The organism is Pseudomonas putida, from assembly GCF_002741075.1.
GTDB classification, from domain to species: domain Bacteria; phylum Pseudomonadota; class Gammaproteobacteria; order Pseudomonadales; family Pseudomonadaceae; genus Aquipseudomonas; species Aquipseudomonas putida_T.
The window spans coordinates 3011428-3025578 of sequence record NZ_CP016634.1 but is presented as its reverse complement, the minus strand read 5'-3'; the positions used below and the strand labels follow the sequence as shown (position 1 = coordinate 3025578).

At 59.6% G+C, this 14151-nt stretch carries 10 protein-coding genes and 1 pseudogene; 4 read left to right on the top strand and 7 right to left on the bottom strand.

Annotation, left to right across the window (positions count from 1 at the left end; translation table 11 throughout):
- The first annotated feature begins 447 nt into the window (after positions 1-447).
- Positions 448-966: a YkgB family protein gene (locus IEC33019_RS14100; RefSeq protein WP_003464991.1), complete on the top strand. Its 519-nt coding sequence runs from the start codon at positions 448-450 to the stop codon at positions 964-966.
- Between the two features lie 29 nt (positions 967-995).
- Here the strand turns inward: IEC33019_RS14100 and IEC33019_RS14095 are convergent, their stop codons facing one another.
- The 3 genes from IEC33019_RS14095 to IEC33019_RS14085 form a co-directional block, all read right to left on the bottom strand.
- On the bottom strand, positions 996-1841 hold the full coding sequence (locus IEC33019_RS14095; protein ID WP_003464995.1) for an AraC family transcriptional regulator: 846 nt from the start codon (positions 1839-1841) through the stop codon (positions 996-998).
- Positions 1842-2077: 236 nt separating this feature from the next.
- On the bottom strand, positions 2078-5107 hold the full coding sequence (locus tag IEC33019_RS14090; protein ID WP_024015041.1) for a Tn3 family transposase: 3030 nt from the start codon (positions 5105-5107) through the stop codon (positions 2078-2080).
- Complete coding sequence (locus tag IEC33019_RS14085) at positions 5091-5693, bottom strand: recombinase family protein (protein ID WP_010465829.1); 603 nt, start codon at positions 5691-5693, stop codon at positions 5091-5093. Before IEC33019_RS14085 ends, IEC33019_RS14090 begins: the two co-directional genes overlap by 17 nt.
- A 467-nt stretch (positions 5694-6160) precedes the next feature.
- Between IEC33019_RS14085 and IEC33019_RS14080 the strand changes: the two genes are divergently transcribed.
- From IEC33019_RS14080 to IEC33019_RS14065, 3 genes and pseudogenes are all read left to right on the top strand, one after another.
- On the top strand, positions 6161-7483 hold the full coding sequence (locus tag IEC33019_RS14080) for a methyl-accepting chemotaxis protein (RefSeq protein ID WP_049277574.1): 1323 nt from the start codon (positions 6161-6163) through the stop codon (positions 7481-7483).
- Positions 7484-7557: 74 nt separating this feature from the next.
- Positions 7558-8802 (top strand): HD-GYP domain-containing protein, encoded by a 1245-nt coding sequence (locus tag IEC33019_RS14075; protein ID WP_049277576.1) that lies wholly within the window; start codon positions 7558-7560, stop codon positions 8800-8802.
- A gap of 150 nt (positions 8803-8952) precedes the next feature.
- Positions 8953-9228, top strand: a pseudogene (locus IEC33019_RS14065) (RimK/LysX family protein); the annotation flags it as partial.
- Here the strand turns inward: IEC33019_RS14065 and IEC33019_RS14060 are convergent.
- From IEC33019_RS14060 to IEC33019_RS14045, 4 genes are all read right to left on the bottom strand, one after another.
- Positions 9143-9760, bottom strand: a complete 618-nt coding sequence (locus tag IEC33019_RS14060; protein ID WP_049277571.1) for a recombinase family protein — start codon at positions 9758-9760, stop codon at positions 9143-9145. The pseudogene IEC33019_RS14065 and the gene IEC33019_RS14060 overlap by 86 nt on opposite strands.
- Before the next feature lie 63 nt (positions 9761-9823).
- A complete protein-coding gene (locus IEC33019_RS14055; protein WP_014754502.1) occupies positions 9824-11041 on the bottom strand; it encodes a TniQ family protein in 1218 nt (405 codons plus the stop codon).
- Positions 11038-11946 (bottom strand): TniB family NTP-binding protein, encoded by a 909-nt coding sequence (locus IEC33019_RS14050; protein ID WP_003465065.1) that lies wholly within the window; start codon positions 11944-11946, stop codon positions 11038-11040. The genes IEC33019_RS14055 and IEC33019_RS14050 overlap by 4 nt, the downstream gene beginning before the upstream one ends.
- Positions 11947-11948: 2 nt before the next feature.
- A complete protein-coding gene (locus IEC33019_RS14045) occupies positions 11949-13628 on the bottom strand; it encodes a Mu transposase C-terminal domain-containing protein (protein ID WP_003465068.1) in 1680 nt (559 codons plus the stop codon).
- Between the last annotated feature and the right edge of the window lie 523 nt (positions 13629-14151).

The window sequence follows — 14151 nt, the reverse complement described above, 5'->3', positions numbered from 1 at the left end:
AGGCTTGCTGCAACAGCTATCTGCCCGGTTGAAGTCGAAGATCGATGTATCTGTAGGGTTTGGAAATAAATGCGGGCGCCCACCGCACTCACGGCTCAGTTACCATTCTTTGTGCATCGCGGCCGCGCGGCTAGTTGGTAGCTGTTCTAAGCCTAGTCAGTGCCGCCCTTCGCCCCAAGCCCCATAGTCAGATTTGAGAAATGACAGTAGGCGATGCCGCAACGCGCTTCATCGACCTATGTAAAACGACTCCTTTATCGAAATAGTGCACTCATCGCTCTCCACGGCGATCCCTTCATCGCGAATTGCACCGCCCAAGACGATCTGCACTGAAATCAATACTTTCTGATGCCTCTTGATTAGAGATGCCAGCCATAATAATCTCATCGCCAACGCATACGGCGTTCGGCAGCCAACACACTCTCACTCACTACTGGAAGCTCAGACATGAAAACCATAGGCATTGAAAACTCGAAGTCCAGCGTACAGGCCCACTTAACGCTTGGAACCAAAACTATGGGGCTAGGTATCTATGGCGCGTACTTGGCTCTCGCTATTATTTACTTCTGGTTCGGCGGCATGAAATTTACCCACTACGAGGCCGAGGGCCTGGTTCCACTGGTGAGCAACAGCCCGCTTTTGGGATGGGTGTATAGCATTTTTTCGGTCGACATGTTCTCCAGCCTGCTCGGCATACTAGAGATTTCGATCGGCACTCTGATCGCAGGCCGCATGCTGTCGCCCAAACTATCCGTGGTAGGAGGCGCTCTGTCTGCAGGCCTGTTCTTCACAACCCTTAGCTTTATGTTTTCCACTCCGGGCGTCATTGAGCCTAGTTTAGGGTTTCCGGCGATTTCCGTTGCGCCAGGTCAGTTTCTGCTTAAAGACTTAGGGTTGCTTGCTGTTTCGATATTTGTGGCAGGCCATTCGCTGGTTGAACTGGAAAAACGTAAAATTAATGCATAATTTTTTCAATGGCTTAAGGCAGTAATGCCTTAGGCCTTTTTGCCATCATTTTCCCCCGCCAGATCTTTCAACCAGTCACGAGGGCTCAACCCCGTCTTGCGTCTAAATGCGCGAGACAGCGCCGAAGGACTTTCGTAGCCGACTTGAGCTGCAATCAGCGTAATCGAGCGCCCTTCTCGCATCAGCTTCTGAGCCAGGCTAACTCGCCAACTCAACAAATAATCAGCAGGCGTCTGTCCGATGACACTCTTGAAATGCACGGCATACGCAGCGCGTGACATATTTGACTCACTGGCCAGCTCTGCTATTGACCAGGCATGTTCCGGGGAGTTGTGCATCTGTAAAAGCGATCGGGCAAGCCGCATGTCGGCCAGTCCAGCCATCATTCCGGTGCGCAACTGGTGATGATCGAGCAGGTAACGGAGCAACAGAATGATTAGGAGCTCAAATAAGCGCTCAAGCGCGGCTTCCCTTCCACAATGCACATTTGCCGCCTCGGCAAACATCCACTCCAACGTGTCTGCCAGCATGGGCAGATCATCGAGTGCGAGCACCAAACAGTCCGGTAATGAAGCCGACAAAGGATTATCAATTCCGCCCTCAAACTCCATGGAAGCACACAACAACTTTGCGCCATCGGACTCACCCGCAAACAATTGATGCTTGGCGGGGCGTGGCATAAAAATCAAGCTAGGGCGAGTGAGCTGCAAATCCTTGCGATCGGGACCAAGCAACGTCACGCTGCCGGCCTGAAGCAGATGGATATAACCTCGCCGCTCGGCGCCATCGTAAGATGCAGAGCCGCATAGGTCGCCGTCATAGAACAGATTGGCCCGCACGCCGAACCGCGAGAGCAAATTAGACAAACGATCCATTGGCCGATCCTTGACGAGTCAGAACGCACAGACCATACCATCTGCGTTGTCGTTCAGTGCCTGTAGCGAACATGCCGGCGTAAATCAGCCAACGGATAAAGTGATCACTGAGCAGCTCAGCCTCCCTTTCCAGTTCGGCTGTTAAAAAAACAACACCGTTGTTTGAAAGCACCAGCAAATCAAGTGCTCACTCTTCTATTTTACGGGGTTGTACGCCGGAATCCCAGAAATTTCCGTCAGCCCAGCTCCAGTCCCGCCACGAGCGCATCCAGGTCGATGAACTTGCCGTCAGTCTGGAAGGTGTAATGCCCGTTCAGCAGGATGTGCCGCCAGGCCGCTGGCGACATCTGCGTGATCAACGCCAGCGCCTTGGCATTGCCAGCTGCCTCGTACTTCGTCAGCAGCAGGGACAGGATCGCCGAGTTGTAGAAGATGATCGCGTTGCCGATCAGCCTGGCGCACTGGTTGCTGATCTCGATTTCGATGTCGGTGCGGCCGGTCAATTCCTTCTTCCCACCGACTTGGGCGATGGTCGAGCGTAGCTGGTGATAGGACTCAATGCGGTTCTGCGAGCGGTGAACATTACGCTCCAGTTGCGGGTCGCGCAGGTAGCGCAGTGTGTAGATACTGCGGATGAGCTTGTCGAACTCGAAGATTGCGCGCCGCGTCGGGTTCGGCGCCGTATAGGTGCACAGCTTGCGGATCAGCGTGCCCTGCGTCATTTCCTTCAGGCCCAGTGTGGCGACGATTCGGTCGATGTTCGCCTTCTCACCGACGATGAGTTGCCGGTCGATCTGGCCAGCCGGCCGGATCAGGCATTTCTCGTACAATGCCAGATCATCGGCGCAATACAGCTCCTGCAACTGGTCGTCGAGGTCGGTGAAGCGCGGCTCGAAACGAAGTCCGAACCAGTGCAGGATGGCGAAGTTGGCCTTGTTGATGCTGTGCATGTCGCCGGTGATCGCGCTCGGCACGATGTCCGACGTGTTGCGGTACCAGATGTCGAACACGTGGTGAGCCTCGTACTCGTGTGCGCCTATCAGGTAGCCGTTCAACGGCACGTGATTGCACAGCAGCGTGTAGGCGACGACGCCCTTGCCGCGGCCGAAATATTTGCGCGAGTAGCGCGCCTTCACAGTTGGTCGCTCGACGCCGAATTTCTGCCCATCAACGGCACCGTACAACGAATCGAGGTCGAACGAGTAATGCGGGAAGATCGGCAGTGCGGCGATGGCGTTGCTGATGCAATCGTTGGCCACATGTAGCGTCGCCTGGCGCAGGTACTGCTGGTAGGTACTCTCCAGGACGTGGTACGGGATGTCGCTGGTACGTGCCATAACCTGGTTGCCGTGGTTCATGGCTTGGGCAATGATCACCGCCATCAGACTGTCGGCGTCGGCTACCTTCTTCGCATAGCGTGGCTGCAATGGTGTCAGCGCCGACAGGAACTGGCACTGGCCGTTGACGAAGCGAAACACGTCGGCGACATCGCAGTATGGCAGTTGCTCGTAGAGAGCTTGCTCGCGCGCCTTCTGGTTCTCCCCCTTGGGCTTGCGCCAGGTCAGTCTCTGCGTGTCCTTGTCGTATTCCAGGTGCGTCAGCTTGCCCTGTTTCAGCTCGCGATTGAACGCCACCCATTGCGCACGCAACTCGGTCGCCAGTGCATCGAGCTGGGCACTGACCGGCTGCCGCAGGAAGGGGATGTCCATCTGCGCGAGCACGGCGGCTTTCTCGTCCATCGAAACCAACTCGTCGGACAAATGCCGGTGCTGCAAGCTATCGTCAATGTAGAGCTCGCCCGCCTGGAAGCGTTTCCTGACCTGACGGTAAAGCCAGAATTCGTAACGATCGGCATGCAGGCCTGTCGGCGTGCCTTCGGCATCGAACATCAGCAGGTACGGACGCAAGCGTTTCGGCAGCGTTGCCGCCGGACATTCGTCGAGTGGCCGTTGTGATAGGCGCTGCTGCTTGGCGAACACGCTCTTGGCCCAAGTCAGCGCCGCGAGCCATGGGTTATCGGGGGCCGTGCCGGCGAAGTCGAGCGCGACGTACAGCGGCCGTAGATGGCGTCGAATGCGTTCGGCCAGGCCGTCCACCGCCTGCCAGTGCAGCGCCAGTTTGTTCAGTGGCTTGACGCTCATGCGCTGCGCCGTGTTTTGCAGCAATTCCCTGGACATGATTTTGTAGGCGCGTTGGCGCACCTCGCCGAACGGCGTCGGATCGGCCACGCTGTCGTCCACGTACAGCGACAGCAGGCGGCCAACCTGCGGCGTTTCCTGATGGCGTCGCAGCTGTTCGGCGACAAAGGACTGTTTCGCACCCGTGCGGCTCTCGTCCTCAAGTTTTTTCATGTGGAAGGCCATCGCGTCGACCAGGTTGTCGGTGAGCTGCCGGTAACGTACCCAGGCATAGCACAGCAGGTAGAGCCGGGTCTGCTCCGCCTTCAGGTGGCGCAGGTCATGGACGGTATAGAAGTTCGCCAGGCTCGCGTAGTACAGCAGGTTCTGCTGCGAGATGCCGAGCTTGGGCAGCAGCGCCTTGGCGATCCCGTGCAAGGACTTCAGCGTGGCGCGCTTCTCGCGCTCCCCTGCCATCTGACGCCAGCCGAAATCTTTAGCGTCCTGCTTGAGCGCTGCCAGTTGAGACAGGGTGTCGTCACGCACCAGGAGCTGGCCCAGCGCAGCTTTGGCCGATTCGTCCAACACTTCTGCCAGCAAGCCGCCCAAGCGCCTGCGTTCGGTGGACAGGGCTTCACTGACCAGCTCTTGTAAGGTGGTGTGGCCGGGCCGGATGATTTTGTGCTCGCTGAGCCAAACGATCAGTTCGGCGGCCACGAATCCTGGCATTACGTCGCGCCGCACGATCTGTTCAGCCTGCTGTGCCAGTTGCGGCAGGAAGCTAGCCGCCCACGACCGGTAGCCGAACAGTTCGGCGATCTGACCCCTCTGGCTGTAGTGCTCATGCTTGGTGATCGCCTTGCGTTCGAACGCTTCGCCGTGGAAATAGCGACTCAGCACGAAGGCGCAATCGTCCTCGACCTCATGCCAATCGAAGCGGAAGAAAGCATGCTTGGCCTTGAAGTAGCCGATCTGCAAGACGCAATAGACTTGGGCCTGCAGGCTAGGCCGGCTGCTGGCGAACGCCAGTTCAGATTCGGCCAACGCCAGGTATTCCAGCCGCTGAGCATCGTCGAAGTCCGGTAGGCCGTACAAGGCTTCCTGCTCTGCGTCAGAAAAGACGGTGAGTAGCTTATTCTTGTTGCTCATCGACCGTCCTTCCCGCACCACGCCAACCTGCTCGCGTCAATGTTTCGATCAACGTAGTGCGCTTGACATTGAAGTTGCGGCACACCGCCGCCTTAGACATGCCGCCATCGAGCGCGGCGACGATGGCGTCCAGCTTCTCACCAGTGATCGCCTGCGGCCGGCCGCCGATCCGGCCGCGTTTGCGTGCGGCGGCCAAGCCCGCGACGACGCGCTCCTGAATCAAGGCGCGCTCGTACTGCGCGAGCGCACCGAACACCTGGAACAGGAATTCGCCCGAGGGCGTCGTAGTGTCCAGGTTCTCTGTCAGCGAGCGGAACGCCACCCGCTTGTCCTTGAGCGAAGTCACAATGGCGAGCAGGTGCGACAGCGAGCGACCGAGCCGGTCGAGTTTCCACACCACCAGCACATCGCCGGCTCGAACGAACTCAAGCGCCCGCGCCAAGCCGGCACGGTCATCCTTCGCGCCAGAGGCACGATCCTCAAACAGGTGACGCGGATCGACGCCGGCGGCGAGCAGCGCGTCGCGCTGCAAGTCCGTGCTCTGGCGGTCGGAGTCCGACGACACGCGCATGTAGCCAACCAACATAGGCGGATAACCATCAAAAACAGGTTTGTCATTTTCAGAAGTCGATTGCACCTAAGGTCAGAAGTCGATTGCACTACTGAGGAAGCCCTCGCTGTTGCGGACTCATGGGCTGGCACGAGAGGATCTCTATAGGTCATGTACATCCGAGCCCCACCCCACCACTCGCAAATTTGTAGGCAAAGGTGTGTCAGGAAAATGAGTAACCTGACGCTAGTCAATCTGGGGTACTGACAGCTATGGCATGCCGCCAGATGGACATTTCATGCTAATAGCGTCTTGCAGGACACGAGTGGTAGCAAATAGACACTAATAGTCGTTGCATAAACTTCCAACATTCAGCATCTTGCAACGGTAACCATGGACGGAGACATTGAGCCGCTTACACCGATGAGCAAGGTTTTTTGGTTGGCAAGCGCGATCACTATGGACGGACTTTCATCGGTTTCCACTTCAGAGCTATTGCCATCGTGCTATTCAATTCTAATAAAAAAAATATCAGCGCCCTGCAACAAACCATCGCCCAGCAAGCCAGTCTGCTCGAAGCCATCAACCGCTCCATGGCGGTAGTCGAATTCGACCTCAATGGCATCGTCCTCCGGGCCAACGACAACTTTTTAAAGACCATGGGCTATCGCCTGGAGCAAGTGCTCGGCCAGCCGCACCGCCAATTCTGCACGCCTGCCTATGCCCGCAGTGGCGAGTACTCACAATTATGGTCCCGTCTCAACGCCGGCCAGTTCGAGTCGGGCACCTTCGAGCGAATTGCCGGCAATGGCCAGACGATCTGGCTGGAAGCCAGCTATAACCCGGTCAAGGACGAGCTTGGTAACGTGGTGAAGGTGGTTAAGTATGCCCTTGACGTCACCTTGTGGGTACAACAGGAGAGTGAAGCCAAAAATAAGTTGCAGGCCATAGACCGGTCCATGGCCATCATCGAGTTCAATCTGGACGGCAGCATTATTGACGCCAACCAGAACTTCTTGGATGTGGTCGGTTACAGTCTGGCCGAACTCAAGGGCAAACATCACAAACTGTTCTGCCGTCCAGCACTGGCCAACGGCAGCGAGTACCAGGACTTCTGGCGACGCCTGAATCAGGGCGAGTTTTTCAGTGGGCAATTCGAACGGGTAGGCAAGCGCGGGCAAACCTTGTGGCTGGAAGCTAACTACAACCCGGTGTATGACGCTAGCGGACGGTTATGCAAAGTGGTGAAGTTTGCTACAGACATCACCGCCAAGATGGAGAAGCATGCGCAGGACGCTCAGAGCGCTAGCGAGGCGTATCACATCTCGGTCGAGACACGCCAAGCGGCTGAACATGGCTCCACGGTGATCCAACAAGCAGCGAGTGAAATGCGGGAGATTGCCTCGAATATCGAAGGTTCGTCAGCCCTCATCACCAAACTTGGCGAACGCTCCGAGCAGATCACCACCATCGTCAACACCATCCGCGGAATTGCCGATCAGACCAACCTGTTGGCTTTGAACGCTGCTATCGAAGCCGCTCGAGCGGGTGAACAAGGTCGCGGCTTTGCGGTGGTGGCCGATGAAGTCCGTCAGTTGGCCGCACGCACCAGTGGCTCGACGGCGGAGATTTCCGGGATGATTGGCATGATCCAGAACGAAACACAGCTAGCCATCAAGAGCATGGAAGGCACCCGTGACCGGGCCACTAAAGGCGTCGACCTGGCGGATCAGGCGGGCGCGGTGATCCAGCAAATTAGCGACGGTGCCAGCAATGCGGTGCAGGCGGTGAGTATGCTGGCCAAGGAGCATGGTCATACCCGGTAGAACTCACGAACAGCCGGATCATCGGCACTGCGCATAACAGACGTGTGGTCAAATCCTATGGGGAGATCTTCATCGTGCTGAAACGTATCGCGGTTACCGAGGTCCGCCTCGGCATGTACATCCATGAGCTTTGTGGTTCATGGATGGACCACCCTTTCTGGAGAGCGCGTTGGTTGCTCCATAGCGAGCACGATCGACAGCGCATCCTCAAATCCAATGTGACGACGCTATGGATCGACACCAGCAAGGGGCAGGACACTGCCCAAGGCCAGGCAAGCAATACGCTCGAAGAAGTTGAGGTTGAAACCGAAGCCCGATTGCTAGCCGTGGACAACACGGCGCTGCCGCCTCTAGCCGGGATGACTGAAGAGCTGTCACGTGCCCTCAAGCTCTGCGCCCGCTCCAAAGTCGCCATTGTCGAGATGTTCAACGAGGCGCGCATGGGCCAAGCTATCAACTTGGAGCACGTCGCGGCGCTGGTGGAGGAAGTTTCCGACTCGGTACTGCGTCACCCCAATGCCTTAATCAGCCTGGCACGTCTGAAGACTTCCGCCGAATACACCTACATGCACTCTGTGGCGGTGTGTGCATTGATGATTGCCCTGGCCCGCCAGCTTGGCCTGTCGGCCGACCAAGTCCGGGAGGCAGGCTTGGCCGGCCTCCTGCACGACATCGGCAAGGTGTCCATACCGGATGCGATCCTCAATAAGCCTGACAAACTGACCGACGCCGAGTTCAGCATCATGCGCAGCCATCCCAGAGCGGGCGGCAGGATGTTGCTGAAAAGCCGCCAGGTCAGCGCGCTCACGCTCGACGTTTGCCTGCACCATCATGAGAAGGTCGATGGCTCCGGCTACCCCTATCGCCTGGTCGGTGAGCAAATCAGTCTGTTCGCGCGCATGGGCGCGGTGTGTGACGTGTATGACGCGATCACGTCGGAGCGCCCCTACAAGAGGGGCTGGGATCCCGCCATAGCGATTCGCAAGATGGCTGAATGGAAGGGACACTTCGACGACCAGGTGTTCCAGGCCTTCGTCAAGTCGGTGGGCATCTACCCGGTTGGCGCCTTGGTGCGCTTAGAAAGTGGGCGTCTCGGCGTCATCATGGAGCAGCACAAGAGTTCACTGCTGACACCCATGGTCAAGGTGTTCTTCTCGACCCGCACGAAAATGCCCATTGCCCAGGAACTGGTTGATCTTAGCAAACTGGCCGGTCGTGACAAGATCGTCGGCCGCGAGTCGGCTAGCGACTGGGGTTTCAAGAACATCGAGGAGCTATGGTCGGGCCTCCCCGCCAGCAAGAGGTCGCATTTCGATTAAACATCGACGGCAATCGCGTCGTGAGGACCAACGCGACAACCGCCTGCTTTGCCTGCCATACCTCACAAAAAGATCACGGCTATGTGTTCAGCCGCTTGCGTGACTGAGGGTGAACCATAATGGACAGAAGGTAAAACAACTTGTCCGTTCGAGCATAAGGTTGAGCGTAATTTAAAAGTCCGGGGTGCCGGTGGCGCCGAGCACCAACCGGTGGTGCAGATGACTATTTGCATTGGAGACCAGATCTATAACGAGCAGTTCTCCTTGAAGAATCAAGGCAAGATGAACTACCCCGTTCTGATCGGGCGTCATACTCTTGAGAATCAGGATTCTGAGCAACTCATTGGGCTCTCTCCAGTAGTTTCGCTCCGTCACGCCGCAGCTCGCCCTTGGGCGAGACATGTCGATAGAGCGTCTGACGGGTAATATCCAGCTCTTCACACAAATCCGACACCTTGGTTTCCGGCTGTCCCATGGCCGCCATCGCTAGGCGTAGTTTGGCAGCGGTCATCTTGAACGGGCGCCCCCCTTTCCTGCCGCGAGCACGCGCCGAGACGAGCCCGGCGACCGTCCGCTCAGAAATCAACTCCCGCTCGAACTCTGCCAGTGCCGCGAAAATCCCGAACACCAGCTTTCCCGCCGCAGTAGTAGTGTCGATGGCCGCACCGTGGCCGGTAAGCACCTTCAGTCCTACGCTACGCGCGGTAAGGTCGTGGACAGTGTTAATTAAGTGGCGAAGGTTACGCCCTAGTCGATCGAGCTTCCAAACCACCAAGGTATCGCCTTCACGCAGGGCCTTCAGACACGCGGCCAATCCGGGCCGATCATCTTTCCGTCCCGAAGCCATGTCCTCATACAGATGTGCAGCTGCCACTCCGGCAGCAATCAAAGCATCTTGTTGCAGAGTAATTGTCTGGGAGCCGTCTGCCTTCGATACCCGCATGTAGCCGATCAGCATACCGCCCCCATTGTCACAAATACGTTCGATTATGTGACAGTGTGAGCCAGAAAGTTCTCGCCGTCAAAAACTGTCACTTAACCCGTCATTTAGTCTAAGACCTGCAAACGGCCATTCAGGCTCGTAATGTGACAAAAACTCCGGCGGGATGCCCTCCTTGGTGAACGTGGTGCGCAAACGTTCCAGGGATTCGGGGTCGCGTCGCCCGTAGGACGCCAGTGTGAACAGCAAGCGGGCCGTCTCCGGGTTGTGTCGCGCTTCAATGATGGCCTCATCGATGGCCTGGGCTGCTCGTTGCCAGTGGTTGATGGGTTCCGGCTTCGGCACCTTCGCCGGCAGGCCGTTGGTGAAACCAGTGTGCGGCTCCGTCTGAAACAGCGCGGCCTGTTCCCCGCGCGGGATCAGCGCCTTTGACTCGATCAGCGTGATGGCGGTGGCCGCCGCCTCCAGCATCTGCCACTGCACCGCCGGGGCCAGAATCTCGTAGGGACGCCACAGACTCTGCCCGGCGCGCAGCGGATGGCCGCAGCGCTCCCAGACATGGCGGATGCTCGCCGAGCAACTGCCGCAGTGCGAGAGCGGCGTGTTCAGCTCATCAAGCAGGGTGCGCAGCAGCCGGAACCACAAGCCGGCGTGGACACGCCGACGCGGCAGCTCCACAAAACCCGTCGTCAGCGCCTGCCAGGTGCGCCGGTCCATGCAGGCGATTGCGTCATCGGCAGGGCGCGGCGCAGCATCGGCGATTTCCCACTGAAGATACCGGCCGGGCATGCCCCAGTAGGACTCCAGCCAGCAGCCATGCTGCGGGCAGCTCAGCATCAAGGGGAGCTGCCAGACGAGTAGCACAGCTTGATTCGTTGGATCGTTCAGACACTGCGGACACGCCCGGCGAATCGTCTGGCTCGGTAGCCAGGCACGCCAGCGAGTGATGGACCGCACCTTGCGGGTGCGCTTGGGCAGGAGCACCGCGCATTGGAATGTATAGGTTTCCAAGGCTGCTGGTACCGAATCGTCGAGACTGTCGAGCAGCCACGGCACCCAGCCTGCAAGACTCATGCTGCGCAACCGCTCCAGCTCGACGCCACTGCGCTGGCAGAGCGCCGTCAGCAACGACAAGGATGGTGCGGTATCCAGGTCATCAAGTTGGCTGTGACCAAGATCGTGGGCCAGCAGCTCGTGCACGTCCATCTGGTAGCAGGCGGCGACCCGGTTGAGCCATGAGGACAGGGCTTCGCCTTCCTTGGGTGCCGGATGCAGCGGCCAGCGCGGCGCGGACTTCACATCAGTTCCCGCTCGAACTGTCGCCGCCGCTCACTGGGGCCGATGTAGTCGGCCATGCTGAGCGTGCGGTGGTTGATCGCTTCCTCGCCACTCTCCACGGCGGCGACGGCCGCCGCCACCAGCAGATGTGCAAGCTCGCCGATGGTGCCTTCGCTCCGGGTGAGCAGGTAGCGGGCCATGTCCAGCGTGGCAATCGGGGATGGCCGCCGTAGCGGGAGTGACGCCGCGAAGCTGGCCAGCAGCGAGCAGCAGTCCTCATTGGCCTCCCACGGCGGCAGCAGCATCGGCTCGAAGCGGTTTTCCAACTGATCGTCCGAACGGATGGCCAGGTACGCCTCGCGCGTGCCGACCCCGACCAGGGGGATACGCAGCTCGTTGCCGAGGAAGCGCAGCAGGTTGAGGAACTCGCGCCGGTTAACGCTGTTGCCAGCCAGTACATTGTGCAGTTCGTCGATCACCAGCATGCGCACGCCGACCTTGCGCAGCAGGGCCAGCGCCAGTTGCTCCATTTCCGGCAGCCGTGGGCGCGGGCGCAGCGGCGCGCCCATCGCAGCCAGCAGCGCGACATAGAAGCGGATCACCGATGGCTCTGACGGCATCTGCACGACCAGCACCGGGATATGTTCTTGGTCAGCGTCGGTGCCGACCGGGTGCGCCCGCCGGAATTTCTCGACGATCATCGACTTGCCGTTGTTGGTGGGGCCGACCAGCAGCAGGTTTGGCATGCGTTGCTTGTTCGGCCACGCATACAGAGTTTCCAGCCGGTTCAGCGCCTCGACCGCGCGCGGGTAGCCGATCCAGCGGTCGGCGCGAATGCGCTGGATGCGCTCGTCTGCCGGCAGCCTGGCCAAACCCTGTGCCGCTGGCAGCAGGTGGGACAGGTCAATGACGGGATATTCGTCCACGGCTACCACTCCTCGATCTGATCGAACGGTTTGGCCGGCGGCAGGTTGTCTGCCTGCGGGTCAGCCATGTCCACATCCGGCGGTATGGGCTTGGCCGGTGGCTCCGACGTCTTGAGGTGCTGGCGGCGATCAGCGTCGCGCCGCGCCTTGCGCGTGGCCTTCTGGGCGGTGGTCACGATCTCGCGCATCTGCCCGATCATGCGGAACAGCGCCGACTCGTCCACCTGCTCGCGCCCGAGCTGACGCAATTTGGCCAGCGCCTGGCGTTGTTCCCAGAGGGTGACGGCCGGATGGGACAAGGTGCGGTAGTGGATCTCCAGATAGTGCTGACCTTCCGGTTCCAGTACCCAGATGCGGCTGATGTCGCGCGGATCGCGCCGGATCAGGAAGGCGGGCAAGCGCTCGCGCCGGGCAATCCACGGCTTGAGGGCGTCGGCGTAGTAGTGGATGTGGTCGATGACAAAGCCGGTGCGGGTCAGGGTGCGGCGGATCACCGGCAGGAAATCGACCAAAAACGCGGTGGGGCGGGTAACGACGGCCGGGACGCCAACGCGCTCCACGGCCTCGGCCCAGCGCGCGGCCGGCGGCTGGAGCAGGCCGTTGTGCACGGAGCCGTGATAGGTGCCTACCGCCAACGCGAGCCAGCGCTCCAGCTCGCGCAGCGTCAGGGTGGCCATCTTCTCGGAATCGTACTCGCCGCGCTGGCCGGGATTGGAGAAGGTCGTCCCCGGTAATTCGTCGTGGATCATCTGCATCGCCGTGCCGATGATCCGTTCCACGATGCCGCCGTAGTGCGGCTGGCCTGGTGGGCGATAGTCCAGCCGGATGCCATGCTGTTCGCAGCCACGGCGCAGCGCTTCGCTTTTGAACTCGGCCGCGTTGTCCAGATAGAGCAGCCTGGGCTTGCCGCTCATCGGCCAGTCCATTTCCACATTCAGCCCTTCCAGCCAGGGCCGCTTGTCGCAGGCGGCATGCGCGAGGCATAGGCCGACCGAGACGGCGGACGGCGCTTCCAGCGTGACCACCATGCCGAGTACGCAGCGCGTGAACACGTCGATGGCGAGGGTCAAATATGGGCGGCCAATCGGTTGCCGGTCGCGCTCGTCGACCACGATCAGGTCGATGACGGTGTGGTCGATCTGCACCTGTTCCAGCGGCATGGTGACTTCGGGCGGAATGCCACCCGCGCCTTGCAAGGGACGGGCAGCGTCCTGCCCGCCCCGGCTGCGGGCTATTTTCGCCGGGTGTAGTCCGGCAATCCGCTGGGCCACGGTGTTGCGCGCCGGCACCGGCAGCTTCTGGGTTTTGCACGCCTGCGCGACTTCGCGGTGGAACGCCGCCAGGCTGCGTTTCTGCTTGGTCAGGAAGCGCTTTTGCAGCAGCTCGCGGATGATGCGCTCGACCGGTTCCGGCAAGCGCCCCTTGCCTTTGCCGCCGCCGGATCGGCCGGGCGTCAGGTCTGTTACCAGGCCAGTACCCTGCCGGGCGCGACGGATCAGGACATATACCTGTCGCCGGGACAGGCCCAGCGCTTGGGCTGCCTCATCGGCGGCTTCATGCCCGACCACCTCAAGCGCTGCCAGTGGCCCGATGATTTCCGTCCGGTGCCGGGCTTGCGCCCATGCCTCGTCGGGCAGGGTGGCCACGCCTTGCGCGGCAATCGGTGGAGTGTCTGATGTCATGCCCAAACCTCGCTTTGGTGCACACGAGTATTGAGCATAGTCGAGATTGGTGCAGACGACTCCTGATATTGGGCTGTCAGGAGCCGTATGCACACCAGGCGTTACATCCAGTCAGATGGTGCGGTCGTCTTCTGAAAACGACAGTTGCCTGCTGAGAGACGGCCGTCCAACAAACCCTGGTTTATTGGACGGTCTGAGCGAGGGGCGTTCAGTTGCAGAAAGCGTGAGCCCATTGAGATTAAATGCAAGCCGGCGCGGCTGAATGCAAGCTCGCTCGCAGCTAATGTGAGCCCGAGGGCTTCGTCAGCCGCAGTTAATCTGAGCTGGAAATTGCATCGATTGCGAGCCCGGCCGTTTTCAAACGCGAGCCGTTACAGCTAGTGAGATCGAACATCTACTGCCGCATCAGTGGATGCTGCGTAATTGCATGGACTTGACCACCCGTTTGCACTCGACTTGACCAGTTGTTTGCATCGAATTTGAACCGCGCACGGGTACGCCCTGACCGGCAGAAATCGACCGA